At 71.9% G+C, this 13,093-nt stretch carries 11 protein-coding genes and 1 tRNA gene; 7 read left to right on the top strand and 5 right to left on the bottom strand.

Annotated features, from left to right (window positions below):
* Positions 1–92: 92 nt before the first annotated feature.
* Positions 93–326: a chaplin ChpH gene (gene chpH / locus AB0472_RS03260; protein ID WP_046732802.1), complete on the bottom strand. Its 234-nt coding sequence runs from the start codon at positions 324–326 to the stop codon at positions 93–95.
* Positions 327–471: 145 nt separating this feature from the next.
* A complete protein-coding gene (locus AB0472_RS03255; RefSeq protein WP_366352944.1) occupies positions 472–1,797 on the bottom strand; it encodes a M20/M25/M40 family metallo-hydrolase in 1,326 nt (441 codons plus the stop codon).
* A gap of 210 nt (positions 1,798–2,007) precedes the next feature.
* Between AB0472_RS03255 and AB0472_RS03250 the strand changes: the two genes are divergently transcribed.
* Positions 2,008–2,095, top strand: a tRNA-Leu gene (locus AB0472_RS03250).
* A gap of 101 nt (positions 2,096–2,196) precedes the next feature.
* On the opposite strand, the gene AB0472_RS03245 is transcribed toward AB0472_RS03250, so the two are convergent.
* On the bottom strand, positions 2,197–2,433 hold the full coding sequence (locus AB0472_RS03245) for a DUF397 domain-containing protein (RefSeq protein ID WP_366352943.1): 237 nt from the start codon (positions 2,431–2,433) through the stop codon (positions 2,197–2,199).
* A gap of 3 nt (positions 2,434–2,436) precedes the next feature.
* Entirely contained in the window at positions 2,437–3,303 is an 867-nt protein-coding gene (locus AB0472_RS03240; protein ID WP_366352941.1) for a helix-turn-helix transcriptional regulator, read from the bottom strand.
* Between the two features lie 242 nt (positions 3,304–3,545).
* Between AB0472_RS03240 and AB0472_RS03235 the strand changes: the two genes are divergently transcribed.
* From AB0472_RS03235 to AB0472_RS03220, 4 genes are all read left to right on the top strand, one after another.
* A complete protein-coding gene (locus tag AB0472_RS03235) occupies positions 3,546–3,989 on the top strand; it encodes an ATP-binding protein (RefSeq protein WP_366352940.1) in 444 nt (147 codons plus the stop codon).
* Positions 3,990–4,350: 361 nt separating this feature from the next.
* Complete coding sequence (locus tag AB0472_RS03230; RefSeq protein WP_366352938.1) at positions 4,351–8,217, top strand: Pls/PosA family non-ribosomal peptide synthetase; 3,867 nt, start codon at positions 4,351–4,353, stop codon at positions 8,215–8,217.
* A gap of 80 nt (positions 8,218–8,297) precedes the next feature.
* Positions 8,298–9,671 (top strand): M1 family metallopeptidase, encoded by a 1,374-nt coding sequence (locus AB0472_RS03225; RefSeq protein ID WP_366352936.1) that lies wholly within the window; start codon positions 8,298–8,300, stop codon positions 9,669–9,671.
* A 12-nt stretch (positions 9,672–9,683) separates the two neighbouring features.
* Positions 9,684–10,082, top strand: a complete 399-nt coding sequence (locus AB0472_RS03220; protein WP_366352934.1) for a YchJ family metal-binding protein — start codon at positions 9,684–9,686, stop codon at positions 10,080–10,082.
* 14 nt (positions 10,083–10,096) lie between these two features.
* Here the strand turns inward: AB0472_RS03220 and AB0472_RS03215 are convergent, their stop codons facing one another.
* Complete coding sequence (locus AB0472_RS03215) at positions 10,097–10,798, bottom strand: FadR/GntR family transcriptional regulator (RefSeq protein WP_366352932.1); 702 nt, start codon at positions 10,796–10,798, stop codon at positions 10,097–10,099.
* Between the two features lie 150 nt (positions 10,799–10,948).
* On the opposite strand from AB0472_RS03215, the gene AB0472_RS03210 reads away from it, so the two are divergent.
* Positions 10,949–11,470 (top strand): gluconokinase, encoded by a 522-nt coding sequence (locus AB0472_RS03210; RefSeq protein ID WP_366352931.1) that lies wholly within the window; start codon positions 10,949–10,951, stop codon positions 11,468–11,470.
* Between the two features lie 37 nt (positions 11,471–11,507).
* Positions 11,508–12,905, top strand: coding sequence for a gluconate:H+ symporter (locus tag AB0472_RS03205; RefSeq protein WP_366352930.1), 1,398 nt, complete (start codon positions 11,508–11,510; stop codon positions 12,903–12,905).
* Positions 12,906–13,093: the final 188 nt, after the last annotated feature.

Below are 13,093 nucleotides of genomic sequence, written 5' to 3'. Positions count from 1 at the left end.
CGCTGGTAAACCCCGGGTCAAACCCGCCCGGCCCCGGAGCGCGTGGCGCGCGCTCCGGGGCCGGCGGAAAGACGCCCCTCAGGGAGTCGGCGTCACTTGTTGATGCAGGTGTTGCCGAAGGCGGGGTTCAGCAGCCCGATCACGGAGATCGTGTTGCCGCAGACGTTCACCGGGACGTGCACGGGAACCTGGATCACGTTGCCGGAGATGACACCCGGGGAACCCACGGCGGCACCCTGGGCACCCGAGTCGGCGACGGCCAGGCCCGCACCCGCGAGAACCAGACCACCAGTGGCAGCCGCAGCAGCGACGACCTTCTTGAGCATTATTCCTCCTTGTTGGCAATGCGATTCCAAGTAGCGGATCGCATGAGATGTAACGAGGAGGGAGTAATGGAGCTACGAGCTTATCGTCGCATTCACTCTTCTCAGTAGAGCTCGCACAGCCGCCCGATTACCTGGAGCCATTGCTTCACGACGCGTCGATGAAGCGGTCGAGGACGCGGACGCCGAACTGCAGTCCGTCCACCGGCACCCGCTCGTCCACGCCGTGGAACATGCCCGCGAAGTCCAGCTCCGGCGGCAGCTTGAGCGGCGCGAAGCCGAAGCCGCGGATGCCGAGGTCGTCGAAGGACTTGGCGTCGGTGCCGCCGGAGAGCATGTACGGGATCGCCCTGGCGGTCGGGTCCTCGGCGAGCAGCGAGGACTGCATGGCCTCCACCAGGGCCCCGTCGAAGCTGGTCTCCAGGGCTTTGTCGGAGTGCACGTCCGAGCGGACCACGTTCGGGCCGAGGATCCGGTCGAGGTCGGCGAGGAACTCCTCCTCGTGGCCGGGCAGGAAACGGCCGTCCACGTGGGCGGTGGCCTCGCCGGGGATGACGTTGACCTTGTAGCCGGCGTTCAGCTGGGTCGGGTTGGCGGTGTTGCTGAGGGTCGCGCCGATCAGCTTGGCGATGCCGCCGAGCCGGGCCAGCGTCGACTCCATGTCCTCCGGGTCCAGCTCGGTGCCGAGCGCGTCGCCCAGCTCGTCGAGGAAGGCCCGGGTGGTCTTGGTGACCCGCACCGGGAACCTGTGCCGCCCGAGCCGGGCGACGGCCTCGGACAGCTCGGTGATCGCGTTGTCGCGGTGGATCATCGAGCCGTGCCCGGCGGTGCCGGCCACCTTCAGCTTCATCCAGTGCATGCCCTTCTCGGCCGTCTGGATGAGGTAGAGCCGGCGCTGCTCGTTCACCGTGAAGGAGAACCCGCCGACCTCGCTGATCGCCTCGGTGACGCCCTCGAAGAGGTCCGGGTGGTGGTCGACGAGGTGCCGGGCGCCCCAGGTGCCGCCGGCCTCCTCGTCGGCGAGGAAGGCCAGCACGATGTCCCGGGGCGGTTTGCGGCCGCTGCGCAGCCGGTCCCGTACGACCGCCAGGGTCATCGCGTCCATGTCCTTCATGTCGACGGCGCCCCGGCCCCACACGCACCCGTCCGCGATCTCGCCGGAGAAGGGGTGGTGGGTCCAGTCGTCGGCGTTGGCGGGTACGACGTCGAGGTGGCCGTGGATGAGGAGAGCGGGCCTGGACGGGTCCGCGCCCTCGATGCGGGCCACCGTCGAGGCGCGGCCCGGGTGGGACTCGAAGATCTTCGGCTCCAGGCCGACCTCGGCGAGTTTCTCGGCGACCCACTCCGCGGCCTTGCGTTCACCGGGGCCGGAGTGGTCGCCGTAGTTGCTGGTGTCGAACCGGATCAGCTCGCGGCAGAGGTCCACGACCTCGTCCTCGCCGGTGACGCCCCTGGCCGTGTCCGTCTCGCTCACGCTGCTTCCTTCCGCTGTCACTGCCGGCCGGTCCCCGCCATCCTCTCTCCCTTCCCGCCGGAGCCCAAGGCCGGTCCCGGCCCGTCACACGCCGTTCACGCCCGCGCGCCCGGAAACAGGGTGTGATCGACCGCCCCCGAAAGCCTGGTAGTGTTTCCCCCGTCGCCGCGAGGAGAACCCGCATGGAACACCTCGCACGACAGACACCTTGTCCGGGTGGCGGAATGGCAGACGCGCTAGCTTGAGGTGCTAGTGCCCTTTATCGGGCGTGGGGGTTCAAGTCCCCCCTCGGACACCATGTGGAAAATACCAAGAAACCCCTGCTGAGCAGGGGTTTCTTGGTTTTGGAGCGATTGGGGCAGAGTGCGGGCGGCCACCTCGTCGGTGGACGCCGCTCTCTCAGCCGAGGCCGTCCAGGCCGCCTATTCGGCCGTCACGGAGGGCAACGGCGGAGGTGAACGCGCGGAGCGTGGCGCGGTCCAGCAGAAGCGCGGGCCCGTCGGGCCGCTTGCTGTCGCGGACGGCGATCGTCGCCTCGTCGACGGTCCCGCATTCCACGCAGTCGGACTGTGATGCGGACGCCGAGGACTTCCACCAGGTCACCGGCAGAGTCGACGCGTCGTCAACGTGCTTCATTCGCTATTCGTTCTTCCTTATCTGGGTGATCAGTTCCACCGACGCCTCGACGGACTCGGCGGCAGACGTGAGGCGTTGCCACGCGGCCCGGTGCGTGGAGACCCGATCACGTTCCTCGATGTACAGGGCGGAGGTCAGCCCTTCCTGGTGGACGACGTCCAGGTCCGTGTGCGGACCGAAGCCCAGGATGCTGAAGGTGCCGGTGAGCCCGGCGTGCAGGGGAGCGTCCGATCTCAACACCTGGATGTTGATGTTCGGGCGTCGCCCCATCGTAAGCAGGCGCCCCAACTGCTCGTACATCAGGGCGGGATCCTCGGTGGTGGAGCGCAGGGCCTGTTCGGAGATGATCGCCCAGAGCGCCAGCGGGTCGCTGTCGCGGGTGAGGACGGCCTGGCGTGCCAGCCGTACCTCGACGAGCGCGTCGACCCGTGCCTCGACCGCCTCGGACATGGCGGTCGCCCGGATGATCTCGCGGGCGTACTCGGCGGTCTGGAGCAGTCCGGGGACCATGCCCAGCTGCCAGGTGGAGACCGTCTCGGCCTCCGCCTCCAGGCTGATCAGGTCCTCGTACACCGGGGTGAGGACACCCCGGTACGAGTGCCACCAGCCGCGCCGGCCGCCCTCCTTGGTGAGCGTGATCAGGGCCGCGCGCAGTTCGTCGCTGACGTCGCGGCCGAGTTCGCCGTACAGGTGGAGCAGCGCCTGGATGTCCGCTGCCTTGGGGGCGGTCTTGCCGGTCTCCATCCGGGACAGCTTGGAGGAGACGAAGGCGCCCGCGGAGTGCTCGGCGACCTCGTCGAGGGTGAGTTCGCCGCGCAGTTCGCGCAACTTCGCACCGAGCCGTCGCCGGCGCACCGTGGGCGTGCTCACGGATTCCCCCTTCTCTCCGATGAACTGCCCGACAGTCTGCCCGTGCCGCCCCGACCCCCGCCACCGACTGACGACTTGTGCCGCAAGTCCCTCAAGGCGATGCGCAATATTTCACATCTCGTGGGACGTATTGCGATCGACTGTGTCGTGAAGGCACCATGAATCCGGGAAATACGACAGTGACCGCACTCGCATGGCGAACCACTGTGCCTGCGTTGGGACATGCCCGTGAGGGGATGCACATGATCGAACGCCAGCGGAGCACCACGACCGAACCCCGCCCCCTGCAAGTCGCACCGCCGCCGGTCCTGTTACTGGCCAGCGAGCCTCAGTCGGCCAAAGCCGCCCGGCTGTTCGTGAGCGACTTCATCGCGCACCACACCCCCGACGCCTCCCGCGACCACATCGACGCGGTCGCCCTGGTCACCTGCGAGCTGGTCACCAACTCCTTGCGCTACGAGACCGACCCGGACGACCCGGTCCGTCTCGTCATCGACAGCGACGGCTCCCGGACCCGGGTCGAGGTGCACGACCCGCTGGGCCGCCATCCCCGGCTGCGTGCCATCTCGGTCGAACGGGACCGGGGGCGCGGTCTGCTGATCCTCGACGCGCTCTGCTCGGGCCGCTGGGGCGTGGGCAACCTGCCCTGGGGCAAGTCCATCTGGGCGGAGGTCAGCGCCGCGTGACGTACGGCGCCCTGTGACGTCCTCTCCGCCCCCCACGGCGACGGCCGGTTCCGCGGTGCTCTCTCCCCCCTCTTCACCGCGGGGCCGGCCGTTGCCGTACGGGCCGCCGGACACATGGAGTTGGCCTGCCTCACGCTGTGTGGCCCATCTCTCGCCGGGCGCGGAAAATCGCTGGTCAGCGGTCGCTTAAGATTCAAGGGACTGCTCCGAACGGCCGCCTCCGGGTGGCCGCGGCAGGAGCGGGAGCCTAGCGTCGTACTAATATTTCCGGCTTGTCACCTAGCCGGAGCCGGACAACCCCAGGCAGACCTGCGGGCCCGCCGGCACCCCGGAGGTTCCGGGAACGAGACGCGAGGACCGGATGGCAGCGACTGACGAGAGCAGCGCTCTCGGCCTGCTCGACGAAGAGATCCGCGAGGAGTTCGGGGACACCGCACGTTTCTCGGCCGGGGCGGCGGCATCGCCGCGCACGCTCGTGGACGTGTTCGACGCAACGGTACGGGCGCACCCCGACGAGCCCGCGCTGGACGACGGCACCGCCCAGCTCACCTACCGCGCGCTCGCCACGGAGGTGGCGCGGCTGCGGCGGCGGCTCGCCGAGGCCGGGATCGGGCTGGGGGACCGCGTGGGTGTCCGGGTCCCCTCCGGAACCAACGACCTCTACATCGCCGTGCTCGGCGTGCTCGCGGCCGGTGCCGCCTACGTACCCGTGGACGCCGAGGACCCGGACGAGCGGGCCGCACTGGTGTTCGGGGAGGCGGAGGTGGCGGCCGTCCTCGGCGAGGGGCTGCGCATCGACGTCCGCCGCAAGTCCGGGCGGCCCGCCGGCCGCCCCGGCGCCGGGCACGACGCCTGGATCATCTTCACCTCCGGTTCCACCGGCAGACCCAAGGGCGTCGCCGTCACCCACCGCAGCGCCGCGGCCTTCGTGGACGCCGAGGCCGCGCTGTTCCTGACCGAGGAGCCGATCGGGCCCGGCGACCGGGTGATGGCGGGCCTCTCGGTCGCCTTCGACGCCTCCTGCGAGGAGATGTGGCTCGCCTGGCGCTACGGCGCCTGCCTGGTGCCCGTGCCCCGCTCCCAGGTCCGCTCCGGCGCCGACCTCGGCCCCTGGCTGGTCGAGCAGGAGATCACCGTCGTCTCGACCGTGCCCACCCTGGCCGCCCTCTGGGAGCCCGAGACCCTCAACGACGTCCGCCTCCTCATCTTCGGCGGCGAGGCCTGCCCGCCCGAACTGGCCCAGCGCCTGGTCACCGAGGGCCGCGAGGTCTGGAACACCTACGGCCCCACCGAGGCCACCGTCGTCGCCTGCGCCGCCCTGATGACCGGCGCGGAGCCGATCCGCATCGGTCTGCCGCTGAACGGCTGGGAGCTGGCCGTCGTGGACGACGCCGGCGTGCCCGTGGCCATGGGCGGGAGCGGCCAGCTGGTGATCGGCGGGGTCGGCCTCGCCCGCTACCTGGACGCCGAGAAGGACGCGGAGAAGTACGCGCCCCTTGAGTCGCTGGGCTGGGAGCGGGCGTACCGCAGCGGTGACCTGGTGCGCGCCGACCGCGAGGGGCTGGTCTTCCTCGGGCGCGCCGACGAGCAGATCAAGCTGGGCGGCCGCCGGATCGAGCTGGGCGAGGTGGACGCGGCCCTGCAGGCGCTCCCCGGCGTCGCGGGCGCGGCGGCGGCCGTGCGGACCGCGCGCAGCGGCAACCAGCTCCTGGTCGGCTATGTCGTCACCCAGGACGGCTGGGACCACGCGGCGGCCGTCGGGAAGCTGCGCACCGAGCTGCCCGCGGCCCTGGTGCCGCTCCTCGCGCCCGTCGCCGAACTGCCCACCCGCACCTCCGGCAAGGTCGACCGCAACGCCCTGCCCTGGCCCCTGGAGGGCCTGGAGACCGGCGGCCCGGCCGAGCAGCTGTACGGCACCGAGGCGTGGCTCGCCGAGCAGTGGACCGAGGTCCTCGGCATCCCGGTGTCCAGCGCCGCCGACGACTTCTTCGCGATCGGCGGCGGCAGTCTGTCCGCCGCCCAGCTCACCACCCGGCTGCGCACCCGCTACCCGAGCGCGGCCGTCCTCGACATCTACCAGCAGCCGGTGCTGCGCAAGCTGGCCCGGCGGCTGGAGCAGTCCGTGCACGACGACGGCACCGAGCGCACCGTCGCGCCGGTGCCGCGCCGCGCCCAGCTGGTGCAGCTGCTGCTCCTGCTCCCCCTGTTCACCCTCCTCGGGCTGCGCTGGACGGTGGTGCTCGCGGCGCTCGGCAACGTGCTGGGCGGCTACGGCTGGCTGCCGACCGCGTCCTGGTGGCTGGTCGCGCTCGGAGCCCTGGTGCTGTTCACACCGCCCGGCCGGATCGCGATCGCGGCGGGTGGCGCGCGGCTGCTGCTGCGGGGCGTGAAGCCCGGCACGTATCCGCGCGGCGGCTCCGTCCACCTGCGGCTGTGGGCGGCGGAGCGGCTGGCCGAGTCCGCCGGGGCGACCACGCTGACCGGGTCCTGGCTGGAGCGGTACGCGCGGGCGCTCGGCGCCAAGATCGGTCCCGAGGTGGACCTGCACTCGCTGCCGCCGGTCACCGGCCTGCTCAGGGTCGGGCGGGGCGCGGCCGTGGAGTCCGAGGTGGACCTGTCCGGCTCCTGGCTGGACGGCGACCGGCTGGTGATCGGCCAGGTGCGGATCGGCGCCCACGCGGTCGTGGGGACGCGCAGCATGCTCTTCCCGGGCGCCCGCGTCGGCAAGCGCGCCGAGGTGGCCCCCGGCTCGGCGGTCACCGGGCAGATTCCGACCGGCCAGCGCTGGTCCGGCGCCCCGGCGGTCAAGCTGGGCAAGGCCAAGCGGAACTGGCCCAAGCACCGGCCGCAGCGCGGCACCCACTGGCGGGTGATGTACGGCCTGACCGGGCTCGGGCTCAGCGCGCTCCCCGTGCTGTCCGGGGCGGCCGCGCTGCTGGTCGCCGGGCGTTTCGTGGCGCCCGGCGACGGCCTGGCCGAGGCCCTGCGGGGCGCGGCGGTCGCGCTGGTCCCGGCCACCCTGGCCTTCGGGCTGGCGTACGCCCTGCTGATCCTGGTCTCGGTGCGGCTGCTGAGTCTGGGGCTGCGCACCGGCACCTATCCGACGCACAGCCGGACCGGCTGGCAGGCGTGGACGGTGTCGCAGCTGATGGACCGCTCCCGCGAGACGCTGTTCCCGCTGTACGCGGGGCTGGTCACGCCGGTGTGGCTGCGGCTGCTCGGGATGCGGATCGGGCGTGGGGCCGAGGTGTCGACCGTGCTCGCGCTGCCGAGCCTGACGACGGTCGGCGAGGGCGCGTTCCTGGCCGACGACACGCTGACCGCGCCGTACGAGCTCGGTGGCGGGTATGTGCGGATCGGGCGCGCGGAGATCGGGCGGCGGGCGTTCCTCGGGAACTCCGGGATGACCGCGCCGGGCCGCAGCGTGCCGGACGGCGGTCTGGTGGGCGTGCTGTCGGCGACGCCGAAGAAGGCCAAGAAGGGCACGTCGTACCTCGGGCTGCCGCCGGTGAAGCTGCCGCGCAGTGCGGCCGACGGTGACCAGAGCCGGACGTACGAGCCGCCGGCCCGGCTGCTGTGGGCGCGGGCGCTGGTGGAGACGTGCCGGATCGTGCCGGTGCTGTGCTCGGTGGCGCTGGCCGGGCTGACGGTGGCCGCGCTGTGCGTGCTCGGGGCGTGGGCGCCGCTCCTTTCGGGGCTGGTGCTGCTCGGCGCCGGCGCGGTCGCGGGCCTGGTCTCGGTGCTGGCCAAGTGGCTGCTGGTCGGGCGGCACCGCAGCGGGGAGTACCCGTTGTGGAGCTCGTTCGTGTGGCGCAACGAGCTGGCGGACACGTTCGTCGAGGTGCTGGCGGTGCCGTGGCTGGCCGGCTCGGTGCCGGGTACTCCGGTGCTGACGGCCTGGCTGCGCGGCCTCGGCGCGCGCATCGGCAGGGGCGTCTGGGTGGAGAGCTACTGGCTGCCGGAGACGGATCTGGTCACACTGGAGAATGCGGTCACCGTGAACCGCGGCTGTGTCCTGCAGACTCACCTCTTCCACGACCGGATCTTGCGGACGGATACTGTGGTTCTCCGTGAGGGCGCCACCCTGGGCCCTGGCGGGATCGTGCTGCCCGGCAGCACGATCGGGGCCCGCACCACCCTGGGTCCCGCGTCGCTCGTCATGGCGGCGGAGTCGGTTCCCGACGACACCCGCTGGCTCGGCAACCCGATCGAGGCATGGCGTCCCTGAGCGCGGGCCGTCCGGTGGTGGCCGCGGGCATCGGTGCACCGAGGGACGGTTCGAGCACAGCGCAGGGAGCGAACGCGGAAGTGGCAGTGCAGCAGTCAGCGGGTCCGGACCCGTACTTCCCGGACAACGGCGATTCCCGGTACCGGGTGCATCGCTATGAGCTCACGCTGGACTACCGGCCAGGACCCAACCGCCTGACCGGCATGGCGCGGATCAACGCGATCGCGGGCCGTGCCGCGCTGCCCGAGTTCCAGCTGAACCTGGCCGACTTCAAGATCGGCCGGATCCGGGTGGACGGCCGTCAGCCGCACTGGACGCACCGCGGCGGCCGGCTGCGGATCAAGCCCGCGAAGCCGCTGCGCGCCGGGGCCGCCTTCACCGTGGAGATCCACTGGTCCGGCAACCCGAAGCCGGTGAACAGCCCCTGGGGCGGGATCGGCTGGGAGGAGCTGACGGACGGCGCGCTGGTGGCCAGCCAGCCGGTCGGCGCGCCCTCCTGGTTCCCGTGCAACGACCGGCCGGCCGACAAGGCGTCGTACCTGCTCTCGGTCACCTGCCCGTCGGCCTACTCGGTGGTGGCCGGCGGGCGGCTGCTGACCCGCACCACGAAGGCGTCGACGACGACCTGGGTGTACGAGCAGGCGGCGCCCACGTCGAGCTACCTGGTGAGCCTCGCGATCGGCAAGTTCCAGACGGTGCTGCTCGGCGACCCGGGCTTCGGTGGGGTCCCGATGCACGGGCACATACCGGCGCAGCTGCTCCCGGAGTTCTCCAGGGACTTCGCCCGGCAGCCCGCCATGATGGACCTGTTCCAGCGGCTGTTCGGGCCCTACCCCTTCGACGAGTACGCCGTGGTCGTCGCCGACGAGGAGTTCGACGTCCCAGTCGAGGCCCAGGGGTTGTCCCTGTTCGGCGCCAACCACGTGGACGGGTCCCGGGGTTCGGAACGCCTGGTGGCGCACGAGCTCGCCCACCAGTGGTTCGGCAACAGCGTGTCCATCGCCGACTGGCGGCACATCTGGCTGAACGAGGGGCTCGCCAAGTACGCGGAGTGGCTGTGGTCGGAGCGGTCCGGCGGCCGCAGCGCGCAGCAACTGGCGGCCGTCGCACACCGGATGCTCTCCGGGCTGCCGCAGGACATCCGGATCGCGGCCCCCGGCAAGAAAGCGATGTTCGACGACCGGCTCTACGAGCGCGGCGGGGTCGCGGTGCACGCGGTCCGCTGCGCGCTCGGCGACGAGCGGTTCTTCCACATGCTGCGGGCGTGGGCGGGGCTGCACCGGGGCGGGTCCGTGACGACCGCGATGTTCACGGCCCACGTCAACCGGTTCGCGGACGAGCCGCTGGACGGCCTCCTCGACGCGTGGGTGCACCGCACGGCGCTGCCCGCGCTCCCCACCCTGGCCCTCCCGGCCCGCCCGGCGCAGCCGCCCACCAACGCCGAGTCGGCGTAGGGGGGCGGGCCCGTGACACCGAAGCGACCCCGGCGCCGGCCGGCCGCCGCCTGCCCGTGCGGTCTGCCGGAGACGTACGAGAACTGCTGCGGGCGGTTCCACCGCGGTGCGGCGGCGCCCACCGCCGAGGCGCTGATGCGCTCGCGCTACAGCGCCTTCGTCCGGCGTGACGAGCCGTACCTGCTGCGCACCTGGCATCGCCGGACCCGCCCGGCGCGGCTCGACCTGGACCCCGGGATGCGGTGGACGGGTCTGGAGATCCTCGCGACGACCGACGGCTCGGCCTTCCACACCACCGGCACGGTGACCTTCCGCGCCTCGTTCCGCGACGGCTCGCTGCTGGAGCGCAGCCGGTTCGAGCGGGTCGAGGGGGCCTGGGTGTATCTGGACGGGGAGTTCCCGGAGCAGTAGGGCCGCCGGTGGCGCTACGGCGCCAGGATGTCCAGTTCGTGGAGGGCGCCCGCGGTGATCTCGCGGGTCAGCTGTTCGGCGCGGGGGGCGTCGCCCTCGCGGACCGCCTCCGCGAGCTGGACGTGGAGGGTGACGGCGGCCGGGTCGGGGTCCTCGAACATGACCTCGTGCTCGGTCCGGCCCGCGAGGACCTCGGCGACGACGTCGCCGAGCCGGGCGAACATCTCGTTGCCCGACGCCGCCAGGATCACCCGGTGGAAGGCCACGTCGTGGAAGAGGTACTCCGCCAGCCGGTGGCCGCGCGAGTTGGCCACCATGCCGAGAGCGCACTCGGTGAGCTCGGCGCACTGCTCGGCCGTGGCGTGCCGCGCCGCCAGCCCGGCCGCCACCGGCTCGATCGCCGAGCGCAGCACGGTGAGCGAGCGCAGCTGGTGCGGGCGGTCGGCGCCGGCCAGGCGCCAGCGGATGACCTGCGGGTCGTAGACGTTCCACTCGGCCTTCGGGCGGACGGTCACGCCCACCCGGCGGCGGGACTCGACCAGGTGCATGGATTCGAGGACCCGGACCGCCTCACGCATCACGGAGCGTGACACCTCGAAGTGCTGGGCCAGTTCGTCGGTGCGCAGGACACTGCCCGGCGGGTACTCGCCCGCGGTGATGGCGGGGCCCAGGGCGTCCAGTACTCGGCCGTGCAGGCCCCGGCCCGGTGTGCTCATGCACTCAGCGTACCGAGCGGATCACCGAGCCAAAAAGTCAGACTTATATGTCACAGACTCTTGAATTCATCGTACGTAATGGGTTTCAGTGAGGCCGACACCGGATGTCGTACGCCGGTGCGCTCGTCGAGGAAGGACAGCGAGGCAGTGATGCGGACCCCTCACGTCATCGTGGTGATGGGCGTCGCCGGCACGGGCAAGACCACGATCGGTCCCCTGCTCGCCGCCCGGCTCGGCGTCCCGTACGCCGAGGGCGACGACTTCCACCCGCCGGCCAACATCGCCAAGATGTCGGCCGGTCACCCGCTCGACGACGCCGACCGGTGGCCGTGGCTGGACGCCATCGGTGCCTGGGCGCACGGCCGGGCGGGGCTCGGCGGGGTGGTCAGCTGCTCCGCGCTGAAGCGGTCGTACCGCGACCGGCTGCGGGCCGCGGCCCCCGGCATCGTGTTCCTGCACCTGTCCGGCGACCGGCAGCTCATCGAGGACCGGATGTCGCACCGGCAGGGCCACTTCATGCCGACGGCGCTGCTCGACTCCCAGTTCGCGACGCTCCAGCCGCTGGAGCCGGACGAGGCCGGTGTCGCCGTGGAGGTCTCGGGCACCCCCGAGGAGATCACGGCCCGTGCCGTGCGCGCGCTGGAAGCGCTGCCCGACCTCACCCCGCAGTAGTTCCCCCCTCCCCTCCCCGTCACTGCAAGGAACCCCCGTGACCAGACTCAGCGTCGAGATGCTGGCAGCGGACGCCGTCGCGCCCATCACCTCGGCCGGACACGCCCGGCTCGGCATCGCCGTCCTGCTGGGCTTCGCCGTCATCGTCCTGCTCATCACCAAGTTCAAACTGCACGCCTTCCTGGCGCTGACCATCGGCTCGCTCGCGCTCGGCGCGTTCGCCGGGGCGCCGCTCGACAAGGTCATCACCAGCTTCACCACCGGGCTCGGCGCCACCGTCGCCGGCGTGGGTGTCCTGATCGCGCTCGGGGCGGTCCTGGGCAAGCTGCTGGCCGACTCCGGCGGCGCCGACCAGATCGTCGACACGATCCTCGCCAGGGCCGGCGGCCGGGCCATGCCCTGGGCGATGGTGCTGATCGCCTCCGTCGTCGGGCTGCCGCTGTTCTTCGAGGTCGGCATCGTCCTGCTGATCCCGGTGGTCCTGATGGTCGCCAGGCGCGGCCACTACTCCCTGATGCGCATCGGCATCCCGGCCCTGGCCGGTCTGTCCGTGATGCACGGGCTGGTGCCCCCGCACCCCGGCCCGCTGGTCGCGATCGACGCGGTCCACGCGAACCTGGGCGTGACCCTGGCCCTCGGCGTCCTGGTCGCGATCCCGACCGTGATCATCGCCGGCCCGCTGTTCTCGAAGGTCGCCGCCCGCTGGGTGGACGTGCAGGCCCCCGACCGGATGCTCCCGCAGCGCCCGTCCGAGGAACTGGAGAACCGCCCCGGCTTCGGCGCCACCCTCGCCACCGTCCTGCTGCCGGTCGCCCTGATGCTGTCCAAGGCGCTGGTGGACATCGTCGTGGACGACCCGGCGGACACCGTCCAGCGCGTCTTCGACGTCGCCGGCTCCCCGCTGATCGCGCTGCTCGCGGCCGTCCTCGTCGGCATGTTCACGCTGGGCAGGCCGGCCGGGTTCTCCCGGGACCGGCTCTCGCAGACCGTCGAGAAGGGGCTCATGCCCATCGCGGGCATCCTCCTCATCGTCGGCGCGGGCGGCGGCTTCAAGCAGACGCTGATCGACTGCGGCGCCGGCCAGATGATCCTGGAGATCTCCAAGGACTGGTCGATCCCGGCCCTGCTGCTGGCCTGGCTGATCGCCGTCGCGATCCGCCTCGCGACCGGCTCCGCGACGGTCGCCACGGTCTCCGCGGCGGGCCTGGTGGCCCCGCTGGCGGCCGACATGTCGACCGCCCACACCGCCCTCCTGGTCCTGGCCATCGGCGCCGGCTCGCTGTTCTTCAGCCATGTCAACGACGCCGGGTTCTGGCTGGTCAAGGAGTACTTCGGGCTGTCCGTCGGCCAGACGCTCAAGACCTGGTCGGTGATGGAGACGATCATCTCGGTGGTCGCGGGCGGGCTGGTGCTGCTGCTGTCCTTGGTGATCTAGGCGCGGGTGGAGTCCGACGGTGCGGCCGGTGCCGCACCGCCGGACTCCACCGTCCCGGCGGGACGAGGGGAGCCGGAAGTCGCGAGTTCCGCGAGAAGTCCACGCCGATCCAGGAATTCCGGAGGCTGACGCCGCACGCAGGCCGAGGCTCCACCGTTCTCCCCGCCGCAACGGCAGTCAGCCACCGT

The organism is Streptomyces sp. NPDC086777 (assembly GCF_040702065.1).
Classification (GTDB): domain Bacteria; phylum Actinomycetota; class Actinomycetes; order Streptomycetales; family Streptomycetaceae; genus Streptomyces.
Note: the sequence above shows the minus strand (reverse complement) of the source record. Positions and strands in the feature narration are given on the sequence as shown.

Bases quoted from the DNA above. Each gene is read 5' to 3' on its own strand.
- chpH (WP_046732802.1), bottom strand. From the start codon at position 326: ATGCTCAAGAAGGTCGTCGCTGCTGCGGCTGCCACTGGTGGTCTGGTT.
- AB0472_RS03245 (WP_366352943.1), bottom strand. From the start codon at position 2,433: ATGAAGCACGTTGACGACGCGTCGACTCTGCCGGTGACCTGGTGGAAG.
- AB0472_RS03235 (WP_366352940.1), top strand. From the start codon at position 3,546: ATGATCGAACGCCAGCGGAGCACCACGACCGAACCCCGCCCCCTGCAA.
- AB0472_RS03230 (WP_366352938.1), top strand. From the start codon at position 4,351: ATGGCAGCGACTGACGAGAGCAGCGCTCTCGGCCTGCTCGACGAAGAG.
- AB0472_RS03215 (WP_366352932.1), bottom strand. From the start codon at position 10,798: ATGAGCACACCGGGCCGGGGCCTGCACGGCCGAGTACTGGACGCCCTG.
- AB0472_RS03210 (WP_366352931.1), top strand. From the start codon at position 10,949: ATGCGGACCCCTCACGTCATCGTGGTGATGGGCGTCGCCGGCACGGGC.